This window comes from Citrobacter sp. Cpo091 (assembly GCF_030332645.1).
Lineage (GTDB): Bacteria > Pseudomonadota > Gammaproteobacteria > Enterobacterales > Enterobacteriaceae > Citrobacter > Citrobacter portucalensis.
This window is the reverse complement of record NZ_JAOWHL010000028.1, coordinates 573,573-599,147: the sequence shown is the minus strand read 5'-3', so window position 1 is coordinate 599,147 and position 25,575 is coordinate 573,573. Positions and strand designations below refer to the sequence as shown.

Genomic DNA, 25,575 nt, shown 5'->3' with positions numbered 1-25,575 from the left:
TCAGCTCTGTTATACTCGCAGGCCTTTCATACCTGCGAGCAAGGAGCATGTTGTGGCCAGGGCCATGGACAATTCAATTTTAGAGACCATTGTGCAGCAGGTTCGTCCGCTGATTGGTCAGGGTAAAGTCGCTGACTACATTCCGGCATTAGCATCCGTCGACGGTTCAAAACTGGGTATTGCTATCTGTACCGTTGATGGGCAGCACTATCAGGCGGGAGATGCGCAAGAACGTTTTTCTATTCAGTCGATTTCAAAGGTGCTCAGTCTGGTCGTGGCGATGCGTCACTATCAGGAAGAGGAGATCTGGCAGCGCGTCGGCAAAGATCCTTCCGGTCATCCTTTTAACTCCCTGGTGCAGCTGGAAATGGAGCAGGGTATCCCTCGCAACCCCTTTATTAATGCCGGGGCGCTGGTGGTTTGCGATATGCTGCAAGGGCGTCTAAGCGCACCGCGTCAACGGATGCTGGAAGTGGTGCGGGCATTAAGCGGCGTTTCGGATATCGCCTATGATGCGACGGTCGCGCGATCGGAGTTTGAGCACTCGGCGCGTAACGCCGCTATTGCCTGGCTGATGAAATCCTTCGGCAATTTTCACCATGACGTGCCCACCGTTTTGCAGAACTATTTTCACTACTGCGCGCTGAAAATGAGCTGTGTGGAACTGGCGCGGACTTTTGTCTTTTTGGCAAATCAAGGGCATGCATTTCATCTTGCTGAGCCTGTGGTCACACCGATGCAGGCCCGGCAGATCAATGCGCTGATGGCGACCAGCGGCATGTATCAGAACGCAGGGGAATTTGCCTGGCGGGTCGGGCTTCCGGCGAAATCAGGCGTGGGTGGCGGCATCGTGGCGATCGTGCCACACGAGATGGCGATTGCTGTCTGGAGTCCGGAACTGGATCCGGCGGGAAATTCTCTGGCCGGTATCGCCGTGCTGGAGCAATTAACACAACAGCTGGGGCGCTCGGTTTACTGATGAAAACGCTCGATCCTCTTTTTGCCCGGCTGGCGAAATCAACGTTTCGCTCGCGGTTTCGTCTTGGTCAGAAAGAAAGGCAGTATTGTCTGGATAAAGGGGCGCCAGTTATCGAACAACATGCTGCGGATTTTATAGCTAAACGACTGGCACCTGCGTTTCCCGCCAATGATGGAAAACAGACTCCTATGCGTGGTCACCCGGTATTTATTGCTCAACATGCTACGGCGACGTGCTGTCGAGGGTGTCTGGCGAAATGGCATGATATACCTCAGGGTGTAGCGCTAAACGATGAACAGCAACGTTACGTTGTCACGGTTATTTACCACTGGCTAGTGCTCCAAATGAACAAGCCATAGATAACATTATCCTATGATATGCCCCCTTGTGTTGTTTAATTGTTAAAAGCAGTATGAAGGGGTCAATCTAAGGAGAAACCATGGCTTCCGGCAAACCCTGCTTTGTGCTGAGCGCGGCACAGATTCTGTCGCGAATCGACGAGCTCAGCGATGTTCTTGAACAGTGCGTCAATGACGGCGCCTCCATCAGTTTTATGCTGCCCTTTAATCGGGAAAAATCAGAGCCTTTCTGGATGAAGGTCGCGCAAAGTGTTTCTCGCGGAGAACGGATCGTTCTTGGTACGCAGAATGCGCAGGGGGGGCTTGTCGGTACCGTCCAACTCATTATCGATCAACCCGAAAATCAACCTCATCGTGCTGATGTCGCCAAACTGCTGGTTCACCCTTCAGCGCGACGCGGTGGCCTGGCCCGTGAATTGATGAATGAACTGGAAAGTTGCGCGCGTCAACAAGGTAAAACGCTGCTGGTGCTTGATACGGCGACGGGCAGTGGTGCGGAGTTGTTCTACCACAATTGTGGGTGGAAAAAGGTAGGGGTGATACCTGACTATGCCCAAATGCCCGACGGGACGCTGACCGGAACCACACTTTTCTATAAAACGCTCTAATTTGTCGCCGGGGATTGATCAAAACAGGGTTTCAATGTATTAAAGTTTGCTAACCTATTGGACCAATTCAATCAAGTTGTATGACTAATCATAAAGGGAACCCATTGTGCAAACACTAAATCGTCGCGATTTCCCCGGTGCTCAGTATCCTGAACGCATTATTCAGTTTGGTGAAGGAAACTTCCTGCGCGCCTTTGTAGACTGGCAGGTAGATCTGCTGAACGAGCATACCGATCTGAACGCTGGTGTGGTCATTGTTCGTCCTATCGAAAGTTCCTTCCCGCCATCGCTGAGTACGCAGGATGGCCTCTATACCACTATCATTCGTGGTTTGAATGAGAAGGGTGAGGCCGTCAGTGATGCCCGTCTAATTCGTTCAGTTAACCGTGAAATCAGCGTCTATAGCGAATACGATGAGTTCCTGAAGCTGGCGCATAATCCTGATATGCGTTTTGTGTTCTCTAACACCACGGAAGCAGGTATCAGTTACCACGCAGGCGATAAGTTTGACGACGCGCCAGCGGTTAGTTATCCGGCTAAACTGACGCGTCTGCTGTTCGAACGCTTCAGCTATTTTAACGGCGCATTGGATAAAGGCTGGATTATCATCCCTTGCGAACTGATTGATTATAACGGCGATGCGCTGCGTGAACTGGTTCTGCGCTACGCTCAGGAATGGGCGCTGCCGGAAGCGTTTATTCAGTGGCTGGATCAGGCCAATGCATTTTGCTCCACGCTGGTGGACCGTATTGTTACCGGCTATCCGCGTGATGAGGTAGCTAAGCTCGAAGCTGAACTGGGCTATCATGATGCTTTCCTCGATACCGCAGAACATTTCTATCTGTTTGTCATTCAGGGGCCGAAGTCATTAGCAGCAGAACTACGTCTGGATAAGTATCCGCTGAATGTCCTGATCGTGGATGACATCAAGCCGTACAAAGAGCGCAAAGTGGCGATTCTCAACGGTGCTCACACCGCGCTGGTCCCTGTTGCCTGGCAGGCAGGGTTGGACACCGTGGGTGAGGCGATGAATGACGCTGAGATTTGTGCTTTCGTGGAGAAAGCGATCTATGAAGAGATCATTCCGGTACTGGATTTACCACGTGATGAGTTAGCTTCTTTTGCCAGCGCGGTAACCGGTCGATTCTGCAATCCGTACATCAAACATCAGCTGCTGTCGATTGCCCTGAATGGCATGACCAAATTCCGCACCCGTATATTGCCGCAACTGCTGGCAGGGCAACAGGACAGCGGTAAGCTGCCGGCGCGTTTGACGTTTGCGCTTGCCGCGTTAATTGCTTTTTATCGTGGAGAGCGCAACGGTGAGTCTTATCCGGTTCAGGATGATGCGCACTGGATAGAGCGTTTTCAACAGCTGTGGTCCCAGCATCGCGATCGCCAGATAAGTACCGAAGCGTTGGTCAAATCTGTACTGGGTGTCAAAGAACACTGGGAACAAGATCTGACGCAGGTTTCTGGACTGGTGGAACAGGTCTCTGCCGATCTGGATACCATTCTGGCAAAAGGTATGCGTGAAGCCGTTAAGCCACTTTGCTAAGACGACTACCGACAACCCGGCTCAGGCCGGGTTTTTTCTGGATATACATTAGTTACAACATACTGTGTGGTTTATATCATAAACCCGGTCTGTGACTTAGGTGCGGCTTCATTTTAAGCAGGGTAAAAGTTGTTGGGTTAATGTTGCGATTAACTTGCAACATTGATCGCTATCGCGTCTAATGTGACGGATTTCACATTTTCCCGAAGATAACCATGATCGTTCGTCCCCAACAACACTGGCTGCGCCTGATATTCGTCTGGCATGGTTCAGTATTATCTAAAATATTCTCACGGTTGCTGCTGAACTTCCTGCTCTCCATCGCCGTTATCATCATGTTGCCCTGGTATACGATGTTGGGTATCAAATTTACCCTGGCACCGTTCAGTATTCTGGGCGTGGCGATTGCTATCTTTTTAGGTTTTCGCAATAACGCCTGCTATTCACGTTATGTCGAAGCCAGACACCTGTGGGGACAGTTGATGATTGCTTCCCGATCGCTACTTCGCGAGGTGAAAACCACCTTACCGGATGACGCTGAACTGGGGCAGTTTGTTCGTCTGCAAATCGCATTTGCCCACTGTTTACGCATGACATTACGTCGAAACCCACAGGCAGAGCCGTTGGCGAAATATCTCAGCGAGAAAGATCTGCAGACGGTATTTGCCGCACAATCGCCAGCAAACCGCATTTTGTTGCTGATGGGGGAGTGGTTGGCCATACGCAGACGTGATGGACAGCTGTCCGATATATTATTTCATAGTTTAAACAACAGATTAAATGATATGTCGGCAGTACTGGCAGGTTGTGAGCGAATCGCGAATACACCCGTTCCGTTTGCTTATACTTTGATCCTTCATCGCACTGTTTATCTGTTTTGTATCATGCTGCCATTCGCGTTGGTGGTGGATCTTCACTACATGACGCCGTTTATTTCAGTGCTTATTTCCTATACTTTTATCTCGCTCGATGCGCTTGCGGAAGAGCTTGAAGATCCGTTTGGTACTGAGAACAATGATCTGCCGCTGGATGCGATTTGCAATGCAATCGAAATCGATTTACTGCAAATGAACGATGAAACTAATGTGCCAGCAAAACATATGCCGGATAAACATTACCAACTAACTTAGTTTCGTTCTGTTTCCCACCATGCTGGCCGCATATCAGAAAACGAATGAAACTCCGGCGCCAAATCTTCATCATTAGGATCGTCAAAAGCGCCGGCTAAAAGCGCAATGACCGGAGCGTCATCGATGGCGCCCACGGAACTACCGCACTGAGGGCAAAAAGCCCGACTGGTGGTTTCAGATGAGCGCCAGGTTGTTGGTTTTCCGGCTTTTCCCGTCCATTCTACATTTTCTGCATCAAACTCAATCCAGACGACAGTCGGGGCCCCCGTATGTTTCCGGCATATATCGCATGAGCAGGTATGGGAATTATTAGGACTGCTGGCAGTGAAGCGGATCGAGCCACACAGACACCCACCAATGTAGACTTTAGACATAACAACCCCCGTCAGAAACATGTGGCAAGACACTAGCAGATGCCTGACATAGCCACTAGATCCTTATGATAAAAAGGCGAGGGCGCGCATACTCGGTAGCCCTGTCCTGTGATCTGTCTGATGATAAACGCTTAACTATTGCGTCTGGCAACAATAAACAACCGCGGAAATGCCAGCAAAATATTGCCGTTTTCCTGCAACGGATATTGATCCTGAAGCAGTTCATGGTAGCGAGCCAGGTAATGACGCTGCTCGCTTTCGCTCAAATCCTGCAACCAGGGGCGTAGTCCCGTTGAGCTTACCCAGTCGATAATCGCCTGATGCGAATCCATAATGTGATAATACGTTGTACGCCAGATATCCAAATCACAACCCGCTTCGGTCAAAATATCATAGTAGGCGTGAACGCCAGGAAGCGGAGCACGCCCCCGGTCGGGGTAATCTTGTTCATAAGCCACTTCGCGCATCAGTACATGCGTGGGCTCCAGCCAGTTATCCGGCATTTGCACGGCCAGAACGCCGTTGTGACTCAGTTGTGAGACCAAATGTGGGAATAATTCATAGTGATCGGGCACCCACTGTAACGACGCATTTGCATAAAGCAGATCCACGGGATGCTCGGGCTGAAACTGGCTAATATCCGCTTCGATAAAATGGCAGTCAGGTAATGCGTTGCGCGCTTCATTCAGCATAGCAGGTGAAGAATCGACACCTGTTGTCTTTGCCGTGGGCCAGCGCTGATGCAGCAATGCCGTACTGTTTCCCGGACCACAACCTAGATCAACAACTGAGCGGACATTTTCTAACGCCACACGGCTGAGTAATTCTGCTGCGGGTCTTGAACGTTCAGTTGCATATTGCAGATAAAGCGAAGGGTTCCAGTCGGCCATGTATAAATCTCCAGTATGAGAGGAAAAGTCGGAAAAGGACGGTATAAGACCTTGCCGATGAGCCACTTATTTTAGAAGATTATATGAAAATGAATGATAAGGGCAGGAATATGCTGGAAACATCAAGGTTGATATTACGACAGTGGGAGGCTAAAGACCGAGCCCCTTTTGCTGCACTCAATGCCGATTCTGACGTGATGCGTTTTTTCCCCGCGCCGCTACAGAAAGCTGAAAGCGATAACCTGGCCGATAGATTTAGTGAAGGTATTGCAGAACGCGGCTGGGGATTTTGGGCCGTAGAGCTAAAAGAAACACACCAGTTTGTGGGCTGTGTGGGGTTGCATCCACAACCTGATAAATTTCATTTTTCACCCTGTACCGAAATTGGCTGGCGCCTTGCTAAAGCATACTGGCACCAGGGTCTGGCGTTAGAAGCCGCGCAAGCGAGTCTTGCATTTGCTTTTGACGTACTGGCGTTAAATGAAGTCGTTTCGTTTACTTCTGTGCTGAATAAACCGTCAGAGAATCTGATGATACGACTTGGTATGAATAAAACAGAAGAGTTTACGCATCCCGCGTTGCCGCCAGATCATCGATTGGCACAACATGTTCTGTATCGTCTTTGCCGATAATTAATCAGTCTATTTTGCTCCTTTTCTCATATCAGAGAAAATAACTAAGCCAATTCCAGCCAAAATAATGACGCTTGCGAGAAGGATTCTGACGGTGAGCGTTTCGCCCAAAAATAGGATCCCACCGAGAGTGGCCAGACAAGGTACGCTGAGTTGAATAGTACTGGCCGTTGTGGACCTAAGTAAGGGGAGCAATGAATACCAGAGCAGATATGCACCTCCCGATGTAATTGCACCAGAAAGCACGCCCAGAACTAATCCATATATATCAATATGAAGATGAGAGCGGAAGAACAGAGGGATAATCAATGCGACCGGGATTGCCAGGATGAAATTCCCCCCGGTTGAGGCAGCAGCATCCGTGATTTTTTTCCCTGTGATACTGTAGAAAGCCCAGGCTAACCCAGCAATAACCATCATTATTGCAGCATACAAGGAAGGGCGTTCTGCACCAGGAAGCAGCAATATGGCTATTCCAGCCAATGCCCCGAGTATTCCTGTTATTTTTAAAATTACGAGCTTTTCTCCCTGAGCTATCCCCCAAACTGTCATGACGAGCTGAACGGTACCAAAGAGCAGCAGGGCACCAGCACCGGTGCTGAGAGAAACATAGGCAATGGAGAATGAAAAAACATAGATACAAAGGAGCAGGGCATTTAACCACTTGAACTCAAATTTTCTGCTGTCAGATGTTATCGCAATAAAAAAGAAAAGGGCAATTGCGCCACTTATCAACCGGAGGCTGCTGAATGAAATAGCATCAGCATGCATCCCCTTCAATGCGAGTCGGCAAAGTACGGAGTTGCCGGCAAATGCGACCATTGCGATGATGATTCTGATGAGCAAGATAACGTCCTTTAGTCGATACGATAATTAGCGCAAGATGCAGGTGTTGTCTTTAAAAACAGGTGTGTTGATTAACATAATTGCCAACATCAACGACTCTATTCGTGTTGGGATCGACATTAAGAACGACAAAACGCATTTGCGGGCAGAACAGCTCAGCACTTTTCTTGCTGCATTCAGTTTGTAGCCATCGATGCTCACCCTGTTCGGTTACAACCGTGTTCACGTTTCCGTATTCGCTGCACACAAAACCTTTTTCAGTTGCTCTTTGCCTTGCTCCCTCCAGGCTCAGACCAATAACATTCAGCTCATCGACCTCTTTGGCATGTGTGCTGTCGGAAACACGGGTTAATGTGCAACTCGACAGCGTAGAGGTAGAAAGTAGTAATAATATGATACGTAAGAAGATGTTATCGTCTTTTAGGAACATGGACTGATGCCTTAAACAGATCGTTATGGTGATGATTTCACGACGCACTGCGCTGGGTCAAATACGGTCTTCCAGTCCTGTTTCATATCAACCACGGTCCAGCCATGCGATTTCGCCTGCGTTAATCCATCAACAAGTTTTCCGCTTGCGGGTGGGTGACTATCATAGGCGTATTCACGTGCGGCATCGGTATGATGGACCAGCAGTCCGAAGGTTTTCGCGTCCGGATTGGCGGCCGTGTACTGCAGCATGGCGAGATCGCCATCGCTATTGCCAAATGCGCCCACGGGGCGCTGCCCCATAAACAGGTGGATCGCCACGGGCTTGTTCGCCGCGTCATCATTGAAGGCTCCCGACATCGTCTTGGTGATTGTTGTCCCATCTCCGGATAACGCGAACTCGCCGAGCGCGAACGATCCGATCACCTGTTCTGGCGGAATACCATACATTTTTTGCGAGAGCACGCGCATGAAATCTATCCCGCCGCCGGAAACAATCCAGGTTTTAAAGCCATTCTCTCGTAGATAATCCAGCAACTGACGCATAGGTTGATATCCCATCTGGTCATACTGGCAGCCAAAACGTGGGTCTTTATGCGTTGAAACCCAGTTGGTAACGCGCTGAGTAAAGTCCTCCGTTGTCATGCCACTGTGCGTGAGCGATAACAGGTGCATAAGCCCTTTTTCTCCTGAACCGACGACGCTTTTGAGGTCATCTTTCAATACGGCCTGCACCAGCGGATCGTTCGACCAATTGGGATTTTCTGGGGCAAGACGTTTAATCTCGTCCAGCGCGAACTGGATCTGAAACGTAATCGGCGCTTCCGGCCACAGTGTCCCGTCATTATCAAATACGACGTAGCGTTTATCAGTGGGAATAAACGTTGGACGATCGGGGTTGGTGGCATTTTGTACCCATTCTTCAATAGCGTGTTTGGCTGCCGTGTCATTCCATGCGGAGAGGGGCTCAGCCGCGGCGGTGCTGCAAAGGCCGCATAAAGCCAGTGTAATTAACGTACGCTTCATTGTGAGTTCCTGTTATCTGGGGTTTGTCCCGGTAACGAAATCGGCTGCCAGAATCGGCACCAGCGGTGAGATAAATAACGCGTGCTACGCAGCAATGTGCGGCGGAAAATAAACATAAGAACGAGTAAAGCGAGGCCGCCCGTCAGCAGCAGCACGGTCGACCAGGTGAAGGTGTCGCGGCTGCCTTTTAACACAGATTCTGCCCCAGCGGTGCGTGAAGCGGCAACGGTATATTTACTGCCGGGCAGTTCAGCGATTTGCCATTGCTGATGGGTTGTATCCCACCAACGTAATTTAATCGGCGGTAGTGTGATTTCTCCTGCATCAACCGGTAAATAGCGGAGTGTTTCCATGCGTTCAGCGCCTGTAATGTCACCGCGCCCCGACGTCAGCATACGGTTTTCAGGTGTCAACCGTTGGGTGTGCGTGCCGTTTATAGCATACAGCAGCTGTGGGATCTGAGCGGGCATGACATCGGTAGCGCTGGCGGTGACGACGCGTTCGATTACGTCACCGGCGCGCAGCGTTTTATCTTCACCATTGCGGTAAATATTGACCTTCTGGCTGAGCGAAAAGCTGGAAGCGGGCAGAAAACGGTCCGGTTGTTGGACACCTGTCGGCCAGCTAACCGCCGTTTCCAGTGCAGGCAGTTTGACCGTAACGGGTGCTTGCCCGGATGCGGTTAATGTCATTTCGAAAGCCGGTAAATCCAGCTTACCCTGATCCCATGCAGTGATTTGGCGTTCCATGCGCACGCCGCTCCAGCTTGTACCGCCATCGTGACGGGTCAGCAATTGGTTCGGTGACGTGCTGGTTAGAATATCGCCATTTTCTACTGGGAAATCGGGCCACTGCGGCGGCGGGTTAAACCAGGAATCTGTCCAGAACGTTACCGCTACCCGCACCGGCTGGCCAGGGACAACGTGTTCTGGGGCGATCAATTCGCGGGAGACCGTCATTGCCGCCTGGCAGGGAAGTACCGCCAGCAGTAATAACCAGATAAGCTTCATTGGTCTTCTCCTGGCTGGGTTCGGTAGAGGCTTTCTAACAGCCCAGAAGGTGAAACCGCCAGATTTTCATACCACTGATTCACCTGTGGATTCCCTCCGGCAATGGGCTGAATATCCTTTTGTTCTGCCCCCTGGTGGGGCTTCAGGTCGTGCTTAATTTCATCGGGTTTATAATCTTCTTCTTCTCCCTGAGCCGATTTATTTTCGCGCTCCTTTTGTCGCAGTTGCATAATGATTGCGGCGATTTTTGCGCGGTTACCCTGCGCCAGCTTCCAGTCCGGGCGCAGGCTTAACGCCCGATCGTAGCTGTTCAACGCCTGTTGCCACTGCTTTTGCTGGGCGTAGCTATTGCCTGTCCAGAGCAGTGCTTCCGGGGTTTGTTCCGCCTGTCGGAACGCGGCGGTAGCGGCGGGATAATTTCCCGCCCGATACCATGCGATACCTTGCCGGAGTGGATCGTTAAAATGCTGGGCCGCGCGGGCGTAATCCCCTTTGGAGAACGCACGCTGCCCCTGCACATCGGGGCTTATCCAGGCATCCAGCCAGGCGGCGTGGCCGGAAGGCTGCCAGAGCAGCAGCGGCGCGACCAACACCCAGCAAAAGAGCTGGCGTCGCCAGATTAACAGCAGGGCAAGTATTGGGAGCGTTAGCATCCAGCCATCGTTCCGCCAGTGTAAATCGCTGCGGGCATTGTTTTGCGCGGTGACACTTTGCTGGATGTGGCTCTGTACCACGGGCAGGTCTTCATCATCGGTGGTTACCAGCGTGACCGGAATTCCGTCGTCGCGCATCTGCTCGAAGCGCGAAACGTTCAACCGTGTATCCGTACCGCTGGCGGCATATTTCTCGGGCAGCACGCCCCCTTGCGCGGTTCCGGGCACCCAGATTTGTAGCGGCGTATTTTGTTCACCAAGCCATCTGGCGTCTTCCGCGCTTAAGGTATCGGTCACCAGGATAATGCTGCGCGGCGCGGCGGGCATATTGTGCATTGCCAGCGAGACCGCATGTTGTAATCCAGAACCTTCGCCAGACGGTAATAGTGCAGGCGTTTGCGCATGCAGGAACAGCGAGTAAAAGGCCGTATCGACGGTAAGTGGAGTGGTAAGCCAGGCCCCGGCGTTATAGACCACCAGGCCAAAGCGTGTTCCCGGCATGCGTTCCATCAGCGACATGATTTTGGTCTGCATCCGCTGATGTCGGCTGGGAGGCAGGTCGCTGGCAAGCATCGCGGTATCCTGCTGCAAAATCACCATCACGTTGCTTTCTGGCGTCAGGGCGGCGGGAAGCTGACGCTGCCAGCTTGGGCCTGCGAGCGCGATAACACCAAGCATCACCAGCCACGGCAGCGCCCGACTGAGTTTACGTTGTCGCCCGACGATCAGCGCGTTTGCCAGCGACTTATCCATAATGCGTGACCAGGCGCTACGCCCGGCAGAGGGTAACCACCACAGCGCGATGGCAGGAATCAACAGCAGCAAACACCAGGGGTATAAAAAGTGAAAATCACTCATGCCATTCTCTCCCTGAGCGCGCGATAAATATTAAAAGCCAGCAATAAAACCAGTGCGGCAGCGAGAGGCCAGGCAAACAACGGTATTCGCCATGACCAGCCAATACTCTTCACCTGCACCGGCGTGATGGCGTCAATTTCTTGCCAGACCGCATCCAGCGACGCACCGCTGTTCTGCGCCGTCCATGCGCGCCCGCCGGTGGTATGGGCGATATCCTGCAAAAGACCTAAATCCACCTTGTCATCGCCGCTGCTGTTGACGTCGCCAAAAGCGATGGTGTGGACCTGTACGTGATGGCTGGCCGCCAGCTGTGCGGCAAGGCGAGGTGTCAACTGCGAAGCTGTGTCGTTACCGTCGGTCAGAAGAATGGCCAATTTGCTGGCTTCATTATCGCCGCTGGAATCTAACAGTTTCACCGTCACGCCCAACGCGTCGCCAATCGCCGTCTGTTGCCCCGCCATGCCTGGCGCAAGCTGATTGATACGGGTTTCCAGCGCCTGTTTATCCTCACTGACGGGCGCAAATGGCCAGGCGCTGTTAGCAAAGATCACCAGACCGATACGATCTGATTTGCGGGCGGCCACGAATTTTTTAACCGATTCCTGCACCGCCTGTAGCCGGGTAATGCCCCCCGCAACATCGTTTTTTTCCATTGATCCTGAAACGTCCAGAATCAGCATGATGTTGCGCATTGGTTTTTCAATATGTTGTGGCGGAGTCAGCAATTCCGGGCGGGCAAGCGCGCAGACCAGCAGCGCCCAGACCAGCCAGAACAGCCCGGTCGATAACTTTCCGCTGTGGGCAGGCTGGCTATTGAGCTGGAGTTCATTGATCAGCCCGGGCAAAAAAGGGACCCGAACATACTCTTTAAGTGAGCGCTCTTTGGCCATCACAAAGTGGCCTACCAACGGTAGGATAAGTAGCAGCCAAGCCCATGGCCAGGCGAACGCCAGGCGTGAAAAGTATTCAGACATGGGGTAGTCCTTCAAGCCAGGTGCGAAGCTGCACACGCAGCCGCGCGGTATCGGCATCACTCAACTGGTTGTCTGGTTGACAGTATCGTTCGCAAAGACGTTGGCGCAGCGCATTATCCAGTGGGACGGACGGGAGCCATTGGGCAGGGGCCAGCGCACCGCTAACCTGTTCACGCGGCTGATGCACCAGCAAAATACGTTTCATCAGCAGCAGCCAGCTGTCCACCGTTTGCGGTTGAGTGAGGGCCGTCAGGGCCTGACGACGCCACAGATTGCGGCGCCATCTGGCGACGCGAATGATGAGAAAAACAAGTATCACGAGGAGCACGACGCCGCCCAGAGCGAACCATCCCGGCGGCAGGGGAAACCATGACGGTGAATCGGGGAGAACCGGTTCCGCCAGTTCGGGTACCGTAAATCCTTTCTCCAGCATCTAAACCCCTTTTTGTAGCTGTCTGAGCAGATCCCCGGCGACAACAATCTGCTTCACCTGGACGCCAAGCCGCGTGAGGCGCGACGCCTGCGCCGAAAGCCGCGCTGTAATACTCTGTTTGATGCCGTCCTGTAGTGCAGGCGAGAGTGAAAATGCCGCCTCTTGCCCTTCATAACGGGCCGCCAGTCGCCCGTGAGCAGGCAGGCGCAAATGCAGATCGTCGAGCATCACGAACGCGCTCACTTCTCCCCGACGGCGCAGTGCCGCCAGCAGTGCATCGCATTCACTATCCATATCGTGAAAGTCGCTGATTAACGCGACCCAGCAGCCGGTTGGAATCAACGGCAGGCTGTGGCGCAGGATGGCTGCCAGCGTGAGCGGATGGGGGGCTTCATGCGGATAGTTGTCCGCCACGGCGTGGTTGTACTGCACTAAATCGTCGAGAAATGCAGGGAGTGAAGCGTTTGGCGCACGGCATTTGCGCAGGGAAAAGTCCTGGTCACCAAAGACGATACCGCCTAAACGATCGCCGTCGTGCCAGCTACGCCAGGCCAGCAGCCCGGCGGTTTTAGCCGCAGCGACGGATTTTGTCTGCACGCGCGTCGAAAAAAACATATCCCGCCGCTGGTCGACCAACAAGAACACGGGACGTTCTTTCTCTTCGTTATACAGGCGAATCCACGGCGTACGCATGCGCGCGGTGGCCTGCCAGTCAATCAGCCGGACGTCGTCGCCGGGCTGATAGCGGCGTAGGCTGTCAAAGTTCAGCCCGCGACCTTGCTGTCGTGATGTGCGCTCTCCGCCAAGTGCGCCTGGTGGGATCTGCCCTGGCGGATTGGCAATGGCTCGCGCATCGCCAGCGAGCTTCAGCAGCGTATCGCGGTCAACGCGAACGGCACTGTTCATCACGCTACCACGGCATCAAGGAGCATCCGTACGGCATCATCCGGCGTGCAGTTGTCGGCGCTGGCCTGGTAGCTGAGCATCAGGCGGTGGCGCAACACGGCCGGGGCTATCTTTTTAATGTCTTCTGGCAGCACCGCATCCCGACCTTCCAGCCAGGCCTGCGCGCGACCGCAACGCTCAAGGGCCAGGGTGCCGCGGGGACTAATGCCAAAGGTCAGGTACCCGGCCAGCGTATCGCTCACCGACTGCGGATGGCGGCTTAAGTCCACCAGATTGACGATATAGTTTTCGACAGTAGAGGAAACATGAACGGCGGAAATAGCCTGCCAACATTCGGCAATTTCTTGTTGGCTAAGCATCAGCGCATCGGGTTGTTCAGGTGCGGCCGGTGTGACGTTCGTCAATTGTTGGTACTTTTGCTGCTGTTCTCTGCGCACCAGTTGCATCACTTTCTGTTCGTTTTCTTTAGACGGGTAATGCACCAGCACCTTCATCAAAAAACGGTCCAGTTGGGCTTCCGGCAGCGGCCAGGTTCCTTCCTGATCCACCGGGTTTTGCGTGGCAAGGACCATAAAAACACCGGGCAGAGGCCAACTGTTGCCCGCCACCGTTACGTGACGTTCTTCCATGGCTTCCAGCAGAGCGGACTGCACGCGCGCCGAGGCGCGGTTAATTTCATCGGCGAGAATGATATTGCCGAACACCGGGCCAGGGCGGAAGCGGAACTGATCCTCTTCGCGGGAAGCGTTTTGCTGATAGATTTCGCTGCCGGTGATGTCTGAAGGCAGAAGATCCGGCGTGAACTGAATACGGCGGTAATCCCCCTCAACGTGGCGCGCAAGCTCACGCACAGCGCGAGTTTTCGCCAGACCCGGTAGGCCTTCCAGCAGAACGTGTCCATCACAAAGCAGGGCGATGATCAGCATGCGCACCAGCTCTTCCTGACCGAGAACCTGCTCATTCATGCGTTGTTCAAGTTGTAATAATTTTTCTCGATTTATCATTGGCGTAGCCCTGCAAAATCACGTTTAAGTAAGGTTGTGATGCCCACCAGAATCGGCTCGGCATAGTTAAAAAAGGCTTTAATGCCCGGGCAAAGGTAGTTCAACCCCAGCTCGCCGTCCGGTGCGCGTACAATGCGGTTTTTCGGGCATTCGCCCCAGCACAGCTTCAGATAAGGGCAGGTTTTGCAGTAGTTGGGTAGCGTGTCGCGCTTGCCCATGCCGAAGGCTTTTTGCCGTTCGGAAAAAGCCAGGTGTGAAAGTTGGGCATGTTCAATATTGCCGATCTGGTACTCGGGATAGACGTAGTGATCGCAGGAAAAAATATCGCCGTTTTTCTCGATCGCCAGCCCTTTACCGCAGAACTCTGAATGGGTACAGATTTGAGCAGGCATTCCCATAGTCTGCGCGACCGCCGTTTCGAACAGATTGACCTGTACGCGGCCCAGATCGTTATTAACCCACTCTTCAAACACGGCGATCAGAAATGTGCCCCAGTCCTCCGGGTCAACTGACCAGTCGGTGACGATCGAATCAAGATCGCCAGGGCGCGCGCGGCGGCTACCGGTTAACGGGATGCTTTCGTCCTGCCAGAACTGTGGTGCGGTTTGCTTGAAATCAACCGGTTCGACGCACGGGTTAAACTGTACGTAGGTTGCGCCCAGTTCACGGGTGACGAAGCGGTATACTTCCAACGGAAAGCGGGCATTGGTGCGGTTTACCGTGACCAGGGCGTTAAATGGGACTCCGTGACGCTTGAGGGCCTCAACGCCTGCCATCACTTTGTCGAATGTCGGTTTGCCGCTACGGGTGACACGGTAGCGGTCATGCAGTTCTCGTGGGCCATCAATTGACAGCCCCACCAGAAATTGATGTTCTTTAAGAAATTCAGCCCATTTGTCGTTCAACAACACGCCATTAGTTTGTAAATCGTTCTCGACGCGCTGGCCGGGCTTCTGGTACTGCTTCTGAAATTTGACTACTTTCTGGAAGAATTCCAACCCCATCAATGTGGGTTCGCCACCTTGCCAGGAAAAGACCACCTGGTCGCCGTCCTGGCCATCAATGTATTGACGAATGAAATTCTCTAGCACCTCATCGCTCATGCCAGTATGTCTGTCCTGATGCAGCAGCTCTTCTTTGTGCAGGTAAAAACAGTAGGAACAGTCAAGGTTACAGGTCGAGCCGGTGGGCTTGGCCATCACATGAAAGCGGCGCTTGTATTCTGGCCCTTTGCCGTCATATTTTTCCGCCGACGGAAGCGCTTTAACCGGTAGTGTGGTGCTGTACTTCATATAGCAGACCCCTAACAAGAAAACGTCACTACTCTTCAAAAAACGGGCAGGCTGTCTGAACAGTCTGCCCGGAGGCTTAGGTTATTTATTGATATTAGAGCCTTGTTCCAGCATCGCCGAAGCGTCGGAAATGGTGAACGAACCCGGTTTCTGACGCGGTGGGAACTCTTTGAAGGTTTCCAGCATCTGTTTCGCGTATTTCTGCGCGCCGCCCATCAGGAACAGACGGTCGTAGAACCAGGAGTTGTAGCCCATACCGTCGCTGCCTTTCTCCAGCGGATCGACTTCAAGGTCAAAGATCAGTGGCGTACGCAGCTTGGTGAACGGGTATTTCCATAGATCAAGACCGGTATGTTCCTGAATCATAAAGTGAACTTTCCAACGCTCGTAGCGCATAGCCAGCAGATCGCCGTCATCGCTCCAGTAGAAGAATTCTTTACGTTGATTCGGGCCCTTGCCCTGGAGGTAGTCGAGCTGGTTGTAGCCATCCAGGTGCACCTTGTAGGTAATGGACGGCGTTTTGTAGCCTTTTAACAGCTCGTTTTTAATGTTCGGATCGCCCGCAGCCGCAACCAGGGTAGGGAACCAGTCGTTACTGCCGAAAATGCCGTCAACGATGGTGCCTGGCTTAACGTGGCCCGGCCAACGAATCATCGCAGGTACGCGGAAACCACCTTCCCAACCGGTGTTCTTCTCGCCGCGGAAAGGCGTTTCGCCTGCATCCGGCCAGGTTGCTGTCATCGGGCCGTTATCGGTGGTATAGACGAGGATCGTATTGTCTTCGATGCCGAGATCTTTAATCTTCTGCAGCACTTCACCAATCATCTTGTCATGTTCCACCATGCCGTCGGCGTAGGTTCCAAGGCCCGTAGCACCAATACTCCCGTCTTTCAGGTGCGTTTTGTTATGCATACGGGTGGTATTGAACCAGGTGAAGAATGGCTTACCGGCTTTAACCTGACGTTCCATGAAGTCGTTGTTGGCCGCGAGCGTTTCTTCGTCCACGGTTTTCATACGCTGGACGGTAAGCGGACCGGTATCTTCAATCTTGCCATCGGCGGTGCTCTTAATGACGCCACGTGGGCCAAACTCTTTGCGGAAGGCCGGATCTTTCGGGTAGTCCGGGTTCTCCGGTTCTTCTTCGGCGTTCAGGTGGTAAAGGTTACCCATGAACTCATCGAATCCGTGCGCGGTTGGCAGGAATTCATCGCGATCACCAAGGTGGTTTTTACCAAACTGGCCAGTAGCGTAGCCCAGTTGCTTCAGGATGTTCGCAATGGTCGGATCTTCTTTTTGCAGACCCTGCGGCGCACCCGGCATCCCCACCTTACTCATCCCGGTACGGAACGGCATTTGACCGGTAATGAATGAAGAACGGCCAGCGGTCGAGCTTTGCTCAGCGTAGTAGGAGGTGAACTTGGCACCTTCGGCAGCGATGCTGTCGATATTTGGGGTTTTATATCCCATGGTGCCCTGATTGTAGGTACTCAGGTTCCAGTATCCGATGTCATCGCCAAATATAACGACAATATTTGGTTTAGATGAGTCTTGCTTTGGCGCATTTTCCGGTGCGGTAGATGTCGCCGGTGCAGCATGAACAGTGGACACAGCGCCAGCTGCTAACGTTAGCACACTGGCAATCATCGTCCTTCTAAAAGGGACACTTTTATGCATGGTGGGGAACTCCGTTCATTAGGAAAGCCTTTTGAGTATAGACACGAAAAAAATCCTCCAAATTTTTTCTAATGGAGGTTAATTACTTTCACAAGATAACTATTCGAGAATTCCTGCAAAAATATGAATAATGCAGGGCATATCTTTCGCATCGTGATTAATTTAATGCAGCTTAATTAAGGCGGAGGGGTTATTCCATCTGGAAGTTATTTAATAATAAATTATGGAAGAAGTTATGATTATTGGATTTCAACATAATGCTGAATCGATGCAACACATACTGACAGTTAATTTTACGCACCAGGACGCTATGCAAGCCACGCGGATACATAGCTGCCAAATGCTCTATTCAGGTCAAAGAGGTGCTATTTCTTTACGAATGGATACGCTGACTGACCCCGTAGGGAAACGTTATTTACCTTTTTATCAGAGGGGATAATCGAACGCTTATATTTAGTGATGAGGAAAAGAACCTTTGAAAGGCAATATCATCTTTCACATGAAATGAAGATCTCTTTATCACTAACATTGCGTAAGTGAAAGGCTGGTCTATGCTAAAAAAAGCAATCAAATTTGCGTTGGCTTTTTGAATAATAACGATAATTCTCGTGTTTTCGGTGGCGAATATGAACAGGATTGTGATCGCTTTTTTAATGTGCTTTCTTTCCTCTTTGGTTGTTAACACATATGCGGCGGAACCTCGTCAGGAGCCCACCGAAAAGGAACGCGCGCGAACGGTTTATATTTTTCATCAACCGATTGTCATGCTCCAGGCGAAATTCGGCCTTACTACGCCAGAAGAGCGGGTGCTGCGCATCCGCAATACGCTACGAAATTTCACTGAAGCCGATGTTCGCGAACCGCTACAGGTTGTATCGGTCACGCGTTATAACCAGCCGGGAAGGCTTATCGTGATGAACGGTAAACCGGTGATGTTGCTGACACAAGGCGATCTCGACGAAGGAGACGATCTTACGCTCGACCAGGCGGCGCAGCGCGTACTGGCGCGCATGGAGGCGCAGCGGTCTGCATTGAGCGATCAGTATAACAGCGTCTGGCTGGCGCTGTCGGCGGTGAAAACGGTGGCTGGTCTGGTGGGACTGGTGCTGTTTTGGTTCGGTGCATACCGTTCCTGGCGTTGGGTCAGACGCGTTTATCGTCGTCGCATTTTTGAGAACAAAAGCTGGATCCCCCAGAGTTGGCGGCGTTTTATCGGCGCTATCGAGACACGCCTGTACGCACTGTTGATGATCCTGCTGGGTATCGTTGCACTTTACGTTTGGCTGAGTTGGGTCTTTAGCCTGTTTCCCTGGACGCGCGTCTGGGGAGAGTCCCTTGGTGACTGGTCTGTACGCGTAGTGCGTGATATTGCATTGTCGATTGTCTCAGCGTTACCTGGCTTGATGATCGTCCTGATCATTTTTCTCATCACGGCGTTCATCCTGAAGTTGCTTAAGGTGGTTCTCAACCAGGTGGAGGCAGGGCGTTTGCAGTTGCCTGGAATTCATCCAGAAACCGTGGGCGCAACCCGTAAGTTAATCTCTGTAGTGGTGTGGCTCTTTGCGCTATCTGCAGCCTATCCCTTTTTGCCCGGTGCCAATTCACTGGCGTTTAAAGGTATCAGCGTTTTCTTTGGCCTGATGCTCACGCTGGGGTCGGCCGGGGTGATGAACCACGCAATGAGCGGACTGGTTTTGATCTATTCGCGCGCGCTGCGCAAAGGCGACATGATTCGGGTAGCGGACAACGAGGGGTTGGTAAGCGAAATTGGCATGCTCGCGACCAAAATTATTACTCGTGAAAATTACGTGGTCACAGTGCCAAATGCGGTAGTGGTTAGTGGAAAAATTACTAACCTTAGCGCGCAAAGCACCAACGGCGGCGTCAACCTGACGGTCGGCGTTACCATTGGCTACGACACGCCCTGGCGCCAGGTCCACGCAATGCTGGAGTTGGCAGCCAAGCGGGCCAAAGGAATCGATCTTTCACAGCCGCCGTTGGTGCGTCAGCTGAGTCTGATGGACTGGTATATTTCCTATGAATTGCAGGTGCGCCTGCTGCCGGATGTATCACTGGCCGATGCCCGTAATGAACTGCACAGCAATATTCAGGACGTCTTCAACGAATTTAACGTGCAGATTATGTCTCCGAATTTTGTGCTACAGCCAGAAAACAGCGTGATGGTGGCCAAAGAGAATTGGTATACCGCACCAGCAACACCGCCAGAAGGCGGGAAATAATGCGTTGGCTTTTTCTGCTAATTCCTCTGCTGTGCTGGCGCGCTATGGCGACAGGGCTTATTGATCCTGAAGACGGCATGGTGGACATGAGCCGTTATTTACAAGAAAACCCGTACGGTTTTCTACCGATTCCGCTGGTTATTACCGAACCGGCCGTTGGTTATGGCGGCGGCCTGTTCGGTCTGTTTCTGCATGGCAAGGGACGACAGGTTGATGGGCAGTTTATTCCTCCGGCCATGAGCGCGTTTGGCGGTGGCGGAACGCAAAACGGTACCTGGTTTGTAGGTGGGGGGCATCGCCACACCTGGCAGGATGACCACATTCGCTATCTGGTTGCAGGAGGCTATGCCGATGTCAATCTGGATATATATTCCGGTGACGTATTTGGCTTTGGCAATAACCGGGCTGTGGAAACCGAAACTCGCGGTTATGGCGGTATGCAAAAGCTTCTCTTTCGCGCAGGGGATTCTCCCGTTTTTCTGGGAGCATCACAGTTCTGGGCAAAGATGGATATCTCTGCCCGCAATAATCCGCTCGTCAACCAGGTATGGCGGCAGCTATTGGGTGAAAGCAGCATCACCTCTGCATTGGGGTTGGTAGCGGAATACGACACAACTGATAACTTCTTTTGGCCCGGACGCGGGCTTTCTCTTAGCGGCGAGTATCAATTCTACGGTCACTATCTTGGGGGCGACTATCGCTACGACCTGCTGACGCTCGAAGGCAAGTTTTTCCTGCCACTGAACGCCGACTGGACGCTTTCACTTGCAGGGGACTATCAAACGCTGTCGCAGCAGGATAAACATCTGCCACCGATGGCGCGCCCTTATATCGAACTTCGTGGTATCTCTCGCTATCGCTATCAGGGGGATGACGTGAGTACCGTTCAGACGCAGTTAGCCTGGCAAATGTCGTCGCGTTGGATTGTTTTGGGTTTTGTCGGTGCTGGAAGTGCGGCAGACAGTACATCAGAGCTTTACCGTAGCGCAGAAGTGGCCTGGGGCAGCGGTATTCGATATTTGATTGCGCGCGAATACGGACTGCGTACCGGTGTAGATGTCGCTTTTAGCGATAACGAACAAGCAGTTTATTTTAATGTTGGCTCTGGCCTGTAGGGATGAGCGGAATGAATGAGGACAAATAATGAAATGGTTCCACGCGGTTGTTCCGTTGCTGTGGGTTTCCGGCGTGGCCAGCGCAGCTGAAACTGATGCCAGCACGTTTCCGATTTGGGGCGAGGAGGCCAGGGCGCGGGGATATGCCATTCCGCTACCGTTTGGCATCAACCTGAGCTATATGAACATGCGGCAAAATATTGATGTCAATAGCATCAGTTTTTCCGGACTGGCGCTTGGCAATCACCCGATTCCTGTCGATATGTTCAATATTGATGCCGGCCATACGCGTGAACAGAGCAAAACTGAAAACCTACGTCTGGACATGTGGGTCTTCCCGTTTTTGAACATTTACGGGCTGGTAGGGCACACACGCGGATCGTCGGTCTCGAATGTTTCAGTAGATGCAGACCCTTCGCGCTACACCGGTGTTGACCGCATTATCGCATCATCTGTGCATCAGCTTTATCAGAGCGGTGAGCTACAGGATATTGATTTTGTTCTCGATTTTAAAGGCACAACCTGGGGAACCGGTATTACTTTGGCAGGAGGATACGAAAACTGGTTTGCCCTGGTGGATACCAACTATACCCGTACTGATTTTGACATTCTGGATGGCAAAATTTCAGCCCTTACCGTGTCTCCCCGTGTTGGATATCGCTTTAAATTTCAGGGGCCGGTGGGCGAATCGCATCTGAGCGTCTGGGTGGGGAGTATGTACCAGAACGTGCAGCAGGAGTTCAGGGGTAGCCTCTCCGATCTGCATATGCCCGCTGAGCTTCAGCCACTGATCCAGGCCGTAAACCAGGATGGCAACGGGCGATTTGATGTTAAACAGAATCTGACCTCTCCGTGGAACATGCTGCTGGGGACTCAGTTTGAAATGACGCCACAATTTAACGTCCTGACGGAGTTTGGATTTAACGAACGCAATAGCTTCTTTATTGCCGGTGAATATCGCTTCTGATGAACGGTTATCGCGTCATGTTGACATCGCTATTGGCTCTGACGACCTGGTCTGCGGAGGCGTTAACATTGGATCAACCCTCAATTGACGCTTTCCTCGGGAAGCTGGGTGCGGATAACCAGTACGATCCGGCAAAAGGGGTGAACTGGAGCGTGTTGCCGGGGCCATTTTACACTCCAGAGCTGAAGCTGGGTCTTGGCATGGCGGTGGCGGGGATCTACCGGGTGGATGCGGCAGATAAAACAACTCAGAACTCCTCTGTTTCCTTGACGGGTTATGTCAGTGCCAGCGGGGCGTTGGGAATGGGGATCAGCAGTTATACCTTTTTTACCGACGACCGTTGGCGATTGTTTGTGGACGGCTCAGTGAACAAAGTGCCAACGGGTTTTTGGGGCATTGGCTACGACGCAGCCCAGGGTAATGAACAGGATTACACCAACAACTCCGTGAGTTTGCATCCTGTATTGATGCGAGAAATCGCTGAACGCGTTTATCTCGGCGCGGGTTGGGATTTTTCTTCTATGCAGGCGGACGTTGACGATCCGCATCAGGGGGACGTGTTCAGCCTAAATAATGCGCAGACATCGCCGTTATCGTCTGGACCCAGTGTAAGTCTGAGTTACGACACACGTGACGTTGTCACGCGCCCGCAGCATGGACACTATTTTAAGCTGGAGTACACCTGGTTTGATCCGTCTTTTGGTTCAGATACTCATTTTACGGCAGCACAGGTTCAATACGATCGTTACCTTTTACTTGATGACAGGACTGTGCTGGCGTTCGATTTATGGGGACGTTTCACTCGTGGAGACGTGCCGTGGGATCGTTTATCAATGGCCGGAGATGACCGCCGTCTGCGGGGGTATTACCAGGGGCGTTATCGGGATAAGGATGTGGTAAGTGGGCAGGTGGAATATCGAAAAAAACTCAACTGGCGACATGGTTACGTGTTGTGGTTGGGCGCAGGAGCTTTAGGCAGAAACATTGACGATATGGGACATCATCCGATCTTACCTAATGCGGGTGTCGGTTATCGCTTTGAAGTGAAGCCCGCCATGAATATCCGCCTGGATTTAGGTTTTGGGAGAGAGTGTGCAGGATTCTATTTTCAAATTGCGGAGGCATTCTGAATGGCTAAAGGATTTCTGTTTTTACTGCTGATAGCCGGATTTGCCTGCGCGGAAGTTCCTGGCCTCACTCTTAAACAAGCGCATAAGGCATATCCCGTTGTCGGCCATTTAGCACCGCCGGAGTCACTACGCCCATGCTGCGCGTTTGGCTATGATCTTCATGTCAGGGCGATAGGTGTGCCGATCCCTGTCTACCAGATTGGCAATGTATTAACGTTAGATTCACTGGGGCGTCATCACTATAACGATAGTGCGTTGGGGGCCGTGAAAAATATCGTTGGACTGAGTGAGGAAAAAAACGGACTGCTTTATACCCACCGTGGGGGTTTTATCGACATAGCGCACGTTCGCGATACGGCGGATAACACCTTTTACCTCTTTTCTCGTATTTATCCAAAACTTGGTCAACAGTGGCGTTTTTTTTACAGCGAAGAATTGGGCGTCAGACGGATACAGCTACACGGTTTCACACCTCCTGCAGCAATGGCGCAGCGTTACACATTGGCCGCCTGGTTGGCGGGGAATCTGGCCTTTGAACTGGCTCAATGGCACGAAATTGCACAGTGGTATGGATTCGAGTCTGTTCCCGGTTTTTCTGAGCAGATTTCTGCATTTTCCCCGGAAGATCTCTATTCAAATCTACTGGGTGCTCGTATCGCCATCAACGTGATTTTACAGGGCAGGGTGGAATCCATTGCGGCCTACAACGCGGCGGTGGATCGCGAACTGCAGCGGGTTTTACTGCAACTTGGCGTCGCAACCCGGACTGAAACTGAGCGTAAGTTTCGCGAATTGGACGGTGACTGGTGGAACAGTAAACGTAGGGTTCCAGATAAATTTCTGGTGTTAAAGCGTAACTATAATCTTGAGCATAACCGGTTACCAACCCCAGTTTCGTACGAGAACGCCACGCCACTGCAACTGACTTTTCCTGCCGTGATCGAAGGATATCGGCTTGCGCGCCTGGGCGAGTTACAAATTTACCCGGGCACTTCCATGCAATCGCTTCCGCGACCGAAAACTTATTACGCACCAGATAGTTTTCAGTCCCTGGCTGACACAGCGAGTGAAGCAGACAAAATTCAGCTCGAACGTATGCACAAGTCGCGCTTTTAATCCGGTGCTTTTGCCTGACAATTTAAATGCTGCGAGCTACGCTTTTACAGACGCTAACTACTTCAATAATGAAGAAATTCTGCAGGTGGCATATGAAAAAATTGACCTTGATTTATCTTAGTCTTTTTTGTTCGCCGTTAGCACAAGCTAGCGCACTCTATTTTTATGAAATAGGCACCGAAGATACGGCTTTGGCAGGGGCGGGGCAGGCAGCGCGTGCGCAGGATGCCTCCACCATCGTGACTAACCCCGCAGGAATGACGCGACTTCCGGATCATATGTTCACCGGTGGATTACAGGCAATGGATGGTGATGTGTCCTACACCCTTGAAGACGAGACGGGGCGTAAAAGCCCCGGTGACATCATGCGCTTCTTTCCAAATGCCAGCGCATTCTATGCCCAGAAGGTGAATGACGATCTTTATGCTGGTATTGGGCTATACGGGAATTACGGTCTGGGGATCGATTTTGGCAATTGGTCCGGCGACCGGCTGATTAAGAAAAGCACCATGGTTGCGATGACGCTCAGTCCATCGCTGGCTTATAAGCTTAGTGACAGGGTTTCCGTTGGGGGCTCTGTTAACGTCAATTACGGTTTTCTGTCACTCACTCGAAATGTTGATGGCAACGATGAAAAAGAAAAGGATCATGACTGGGCGATGAGCTATCGTCTGGGATTATTGATGGAACTGACCGATCAAACCCGGGCCGGTATCTCCTGGACCAGCAAAACTGAGTACGATTTTGATATTGACGGCAAAGCGCGTTTCCCGAACTTACCGAACGTGGAATACGATTTGCCTATTTCTGCGCAGGTACATGCTCCACAGCAGATTATGTTAAGTCTGGTTCATGACATTAATAAACAGTGGTCAGTGATGGGCGATCTTGGCTGGCAGGACTGGAGTCAGTTCGGCGCGCCGCAAATAACGGTGGTCGGGCAAGAAGTTGATAAGTCCAGTCGTCTTAAGGATTCGTGGCATACAGCTTTAGGTGTGCAATTTCGACCTACGGAACAATGGCGTTTGAATGCGGGCGTAGCTTTTGATAGTACAGTCTATAATTCGCAAAGCGATGTGGCGCTGACGTTGCCGACCGGTGATGAATGGCGATTTGCTACCGGAGCGCAATATCAAATTACACCACAAAGCAATATCGGTGCTGCTGTGTCGTATCTGCATATGCAGTCGTCCCACGTACAGTCACCATCAATTTATCAGGGGAGTTACGATAATCCGTATCTGTGGTTTGCCAGTGTGAACTACAGTTATCAGTTTTAATGTTCAGTGAAGTGAGAGTCGCGGTGGAATTGTAGAAGACATAAAACAGCTATTTGCATAACCAGCTGTAGTCGAGAGCCATCATCCAGAAC

At 51.9% G+C, this 25,575-nt stretch carries 25 protein-coding genes; 12 read left to right on the top strand and 13 right to left on the bottom strand.

The genetic code is table 11. The features are described from left to right. The first annotated feature begins 52 nt into the window (after positions 1–52). The 5 genes from glsB to OGY04_RS06300 all read left to right on the top strand — a co-directional run bounded on the left by glsB (position 53) and on the right by OGY04_RS06300 (position 4,634). Positions 53–979: a glutaminase B gene (glsB, locus tag OGY04_RS06320; protein WP_003832944.1), complete on the top strand. Its 927-nt coding sequence runs from the start codon at positions 53–55 to the stop codon at positions 977–979. Beyond that, positions 979–1,338, top strand: coding sequence for a DUF4186 domain-containing protein (locus tag OGY04_RS06315; RefSeq protein ID WP_008784753.1), 360 nt, complete (start codon positions 979–981; stop codon positions 1,336–1,338). Before glsB ends, OGY04_RS06315 begins: the two co-directional genes overlap by 1 nt. Positions 1,339–1,418: 80 nt before the next feature. Next, positions 1,419–1,946, top strand: a complete 528-nt coding sequence (locus OGY04_RS06310) for a GNAT family N-acetyltransferase (RefSeq protein WP_137377908.1) — start codon at positions 1,419–1,421, stop codon at positions 1,944–1,946. A 106-nt stretch (positions 1,947–2,052) separates the two neighbouring features. Continuing rightward, positions 2,053–3,504: a tagaturonate reductase gene (locus OGY04_RS06305; protein WP_191214674.1), complete on the top strand. Its 1,452-nt coding sequence runs from the start codon at positions 2,053–2,055 to the stop codon at positions 3,502–3,504. A gap of 215 nt (positions 3,505–3,719) precedes the next feature. Then, positions 3,720–4,634 (top strand): bestrophin family protein, encoded by a 915-nt coding sequence (locus OGY04_RS06300; protein WP_048235395.1) that lies wholly within the window; start codon positions 3,720–3,722, stop codon positions 4,632–4,634. On the opposite strand, the gene OGY04_RS06295 is transcribed toward OGY04_RS06300, so the two are convergent. Together OGY04_RS06295 and tam are read right to left on the bottom strand one after the other, a co-directional pair. Then, a complete protein-coding gene (locus OGY04_RS06295) occupies positions 4,631–5,008 on the bottom strand; it encodes a GFA family protein (protein ID WP_003832953.1) in 378 nt (125 codons plus the stop codon). The two genes, OGY04_RS06300 and OGY04_RS06295, sit on opposite strands and share 4 nt — an antisense overlap. 131 nt (positions 5,009–5,139) lie before the next feature. Beyond that, positions 5,140–5,898 (bottom strand): trans-aconitate 2-methyltransferase, encoded by a 759-nt coding sequence (tam, locus tag OGY04_RS06290; protein ID WP_286584977.1) that lies wholly within the window; start codon positions 5,896–5,898, stop codon positions 5,140–5,142. Between the two features lie 110 nt (positions 5,899–6,008). Here tam and OGY04_RS06285 point away from each other — a divergent pair, with 110 nt between their 5' ends. Further along, complete coding sequence (locus OGY04_RS06285) at positions 6,009–6,530, top strand: GNAT family N-acetyltransferase (protein ID WP_048226507.1); 522 nt, start codon at positions 6,009–6,011, stop codon at positions 6,528–6,530. A 9-nt stretch (positions 6,531–6,539) separates the two neighbouring features. On the opposite strand, the gene OGY04_RS06280 is transcribed toward OGY04_RS06285, so the two are convergent. From OGY04_RS06280 to OGY04_RS06230, 11 genes are all read right to left on the bottom strand, one after another. Further along, positions 6,540–7,376: a DMT family transporter gene (locus tag OGY04_RS06280; RefSeq protein WP_153753091.1), complete on the bottom strand. Its 837-nt coding sequence runs from the start codon at positions 7,374–7,376 to the stop codon at positions 6,540–6,542. 52 nt (positions 7,377–7,428) lie between these two features. After that, a complete protein-coding gene (locus OGY04_RS06275) occupies positions 7,429–7,806 on the bottom strand; it encodes a hypothetical protein (protein WP_048235393.1) in 378 nt (125 codons plus the stop codon). 23 nt (positions 7,807–7,829) lie between these two features. Continuing rightward, positions 7,830–8,831 (bottom strand): HAD family hydrolase, encoded by a 1,002-nt coding sequence (locus tag OGY04_RS06270; protein ID WP_286584973.1) that lies wholly within the window; start codon positions 8,829–8,831, stop codon positions 7,830–7,832. Beyond that, the gene (locus OGY04_RS06265; RefSeq protein WP_286584971.1) at positions 8,828–9,841 is read right to left on the bottom strand and encodes an oxygen tolerance domain protein; all 1,014 of its coding nucleotides are present in this window, start codon (positions 9,839–9,841) and stop codon (positions 8,828–8,830) included. Before OGY04_RS06265 ends, OGY04_RS06270 begins: the two co-directional genes overlap by 4 nt. Continuing rightward, positions 9,838–11,352, bottom strand: coding sequence for a vWA domain-containing protein (locus OGY04_RS06260; protein ID WP_286584969.1), 1,515 nt, complete (start codon positions 11,350–11,352; stop codon positions 9,838–9,840). Before OGY04_RS06260 ends, OGY04_RS06265 begins: the two co-directional genes overlap by 4 nt. Then, positions 11,349–12,326, bottom strand: a complete 978-nt coding sequence (locus OGY04_RS06255; RefSeq protein ID WP_204191700.1) for a VWA domain-containing protein — start codon at positions 12,324–12,326, stop codon at positions 11,349–11,351. Before OGY04_RS06255 ends, OGY04_RS06260 begins: the two co-directional genes overlap by 4 nt. Beyond that, positions 12,319–12,759, bottom strand: a complete 441-nt coding sequence (locus tag OGY04_RS06250; protein WP_286584968.1) for a DUF4381 domain-containing protein — start codon at positions 12,757–12,759, stop codon at positions 12,319–12,321. Before OGY04_RS06250 ends, OGY04_RS06255 begins: the two co-directional genes overlap by 8 nt. Further along, positions 12,760–13,665, bottom strand: a complete 906-nt coding sequence (locus OGY04_RS06245; RefSeq protein ID WP_128611571.1) for a DUF58 domain-containing protein — start codon at positions 13,663–13,665, stop codon at positions 12,760–12,762. Next, positions 13,665–14,669 carry an AAA family ATPase gene (locus tag OGY04_RS06240; RefSeq protein WP_079934029.1) on the bottom strand — a complete coding sequence of 335 codons (1,005 nt, stop codon included), beginning with the start codon at positions 14,667–14,669 and terminating at the stop codon, positions 13,665–13,667. Before OGY04_RS06240 ends, OGY04_RS06245 begins: the two co-directional genes overlap by 1 nt. Beyond that, on the bottom strand, positions 14,666–15,961 hold the full coding sequence (locus tag OGY04_RS06235) for an anaerobic sulfatase maturase (protein WP_286584966.1): 1,296 nt from the start codon (positions 15,959–15,961) through the stop codon (positions 14,666–14,668). The genes OGY04_RS06240 and OGY04_RS06235 overlap by 4 nt, the downstream gene beginning before the upstream one ends. An 81-nt stretch (positions 15,962–16,042) precedes the next feature. Continuing rightward, positions 16,043–17,635 (bottom strand): arylsulfatase, encoded by a 1,593-nt coding sequence (locus tag OGY04_RS06230; RefSeq protein WP_103285205.1) that lies wholly within the window; start codon positions 17,633–17,635, stop codon positions 16,043–16,045. Positions 17,636–18,261: 626 nt separating this feature from the next. Here OGY04_RS06230 and OGY04_RS06225 point away from each other — a divergent pair. From OGY04_RS06225 to OGY04_RS06200, 6 genes are all read left to right on the top strand, one after another. Then, positions 18,262–19,875, top strand: a complete 1,614-nt coding sequence (locus OGY04_RS06225) for a mechanosensitive ion channel family protein (protein WP_286584963.1) — start codon at positions 18,262–18,264, stop codon at positions 19,873–19,875. Then, positions 19,875–20,990 (top strand): BamA/TamA family outer membrane protein, encoded by a 1,116-nt coding sequence (locus tag OGY04_RS06220; protein WP_375714245.1) that lies wholly within the window; start codon positions 19,875–19,877, stop codon positions 20,988–20,990. Before OGY04_RS06225 ends, OGY04_RS06220 begins: the two co-directional genes overlap by 1 nt. A gap of 28 nt (positions 20,991–21,018) precedes the next feature. Next, complete coding sequence (locus tag OGY04_RS06215; RefSeq protein WP_048235382.1) at positions 21,019–21,957, top strand: hypothetical protein; 939 nt, start codon at positions 21,019–21,021, stop codon at positions 21,955–21,957. 17 nt (positions 21,958–21,974) lie between these two features. After that, entirely contained in the window at positions 21,975–23,087 is a 1,113-nt protein-coding gene (locus OGY04_RS06210) for a BamA/TamA family outer membrane protein (RefSeq protein ID WP_286584962.1), read from the top strand. Next, positions 23,088–24,203 carry a DUF4056 domain-containing protein gene (locus tag OGY04_RS06205; RefSeq protein ID WP_048235380.1) on the top strand — a complete coding sequence of 372 codons (1,116 nt, stop codon included), beginning with the start codon at positions 23,088–23,090 and terminating at the stop codon, positions 24,201–24,203. A gap of 92 nt (positions 24,204–24,295) precedes the next feature. Beyond that, the gene (locus tag OGY04_RS06200) at positions 24,296–25,483 is read left to right on the top strand and encodes an OmpP1/FadL family transporter (protein ID WP_286584960.1); all 1,188 of its coding nucleotides are present in this window, start codon (positions 24,296–24,298) and stop codon (positions 25,481–25,483) included. The last annotated feature ends 92 nt before the right edge of the window (positions 25,484–25,575 follow it).

Excerpts from the sequence above, each read along its gene's own strand:
- OGY04_RS06210 (WP_286584962.1), top strand. The coding sequence starts at position 21,975 with ATGTTGACATCGCTATTGGCTCTGACGACCTGGTCTGCGGAGGCGTTA.
- OGY04_RS06260 (WP_286584969.1), bottom strand. The coding sequence starts at position 11,352 with ATGAGTGATTTTCACTTTTTATACCCCTGGTGTTTGCTGCTGTTGATT.
- tam (WP_286584977.1), bottom strand. The coding sequence starts at position 5,898 with ATGGCCGACTGGAACCCTTCGCTTTATCTGCAATATGCAACTGAACGT.
- OGY04_RS06255 (WP_204191700.1), bottom strand. The coding sequence starts at position 12,326 with ATGTCTGAATACTTTTCACGCCTGGCGTTCGCCTGGCCATGGGCTTGG.
- OGY04_RS06270 (WP_286584973.1), bottom strand. The coding sequence starts at position 8,831 with ATGAAGCGTACGTTAATTACACTGGCTTTATGCGGCCTTTGCAGCACC.
- OGY04_RS06245 (WP_128611571.1), bottom strand. The coding sequence starts at position 13,665 with ATGAACAGTGCCGTTCGCGTTGACCGCGATACGCTGCTGAAGCTCGCT.
- OGY04_RS06225 (WP_286584963.1), top strand. The coding sequence starts at position 18,262 with ATGAACAGGATTGTGATCGCTTTTTTAATGTGCTTTCTTTCCTCTTTG.
- OGY04_RS06295 (WP_003832953.1), bottom strand. The coding sequence starts at position 5,008 with ATGTCTAAAGTCTACATTGGTGGGTGTCTGTGTGGCTCGATCCGCTTC.
- OGY04_RS06310 (WP_137377908.1), top strand. The coding sequence starts at position 1,419 with ATGGCTTCCGGCAAACCCTGCTTTGTGCTGAGCGCGGCACAGATTCTG.
- OGY04_RS06250 (WP_286584968.1), bottom strand. The coding sequence starts at position 12,759 with ATGCTGGAGAAAGGATTTACGGTACCCGAACTGGCGGAACCGGTTCTC.
- OGY04_RS06230 (WP_103285205.1), bottom strand. The coding sequence starts at position 17,635 with ATGCATAAAAGTGTCCCTTTTAGAAGGACGATGATTGCCAGTGTGCTA.
- OGY04_RS06275 (WP_048235393.1), bottom strand. The coding sequence starts at position 7,806 with ATGTTCCTAAAAGACGATAACATCTTCTTACGTATCATATTATTACTA.
- OGY04_RS06300 (WP_048235395.1), top strand. The coding sequence starts at position 3,720 with ATGATCGTTCGTCCCCAACAACACTGGCTGCGCCTGATATTCGTCTGG.
- OGY04_RS06200 (WP_286584960.1), top strand. The coding sequence starts at position 24,296 with ATGAAAAAATTGACCTTGATTTATCTTAGTCTTTTTTGTTCGCCGTTA.
- OGY04_RS06220 (WP_375714245.1), top strand. The coding sequence starts at position 19,875 with ATGCGTTGGCTTTTTCTGCTAATTCCTCTGCTGTGCTGGCGCGCTATG.
- OGY04_RS06240 (WP_079934029.1), bottom strand. The coding sequence starts at position 14,669 with ATGATAAATCGAGAAAAATTATTACAACTTGAACAACGCATGAATGAG.
- OGY04_RS06285 (WP_048226507.1), top strand. The coding sequence starts at position 6,009 with ATGCTGGAAACATCAAGGTTGATATTACGACAGTGGGAGGCTAAAGAC.
- OGY04_RS06215 (WP_048235382.1), top strand. The coding sequence starts at position 21,019 with ATGAAATGGTTCCACGCGGTTGTTCCGTTGCTGTGGGTTTCCGGCGTG.
- OGY04_RS06265 (WP_286584971.1), bottom strand. The coding sequence starts at position 9,841 with ATGAAGCTTATCTGGTTATTACTGCTGGCGGTACTTCCCTGCCAGGCG.
- OGY04_RS06315 (WP_008784753.1), top strand. The coding sequence starts at position 979 with ATGAAAACGCTCGATCCTCTTTTTGCCCGGCTGGCGAAATCAACGTTT.
- OGY04_RS06205 (WP_048235380.1), top strand. The coding sequence starts at position 23,088 with ATGGCTAAAGGATTTCTGTTTTTACTGCTGATAGCCGGATTTGCCTGC.
- OGY04_RS06235 (WP_286584966.1), bottom strand. The coding sequence starts at position 15,961 with ATGAAGTACAGCACCACACTACCGGTTAAAGCGCTTCCGTCGGCGGAA.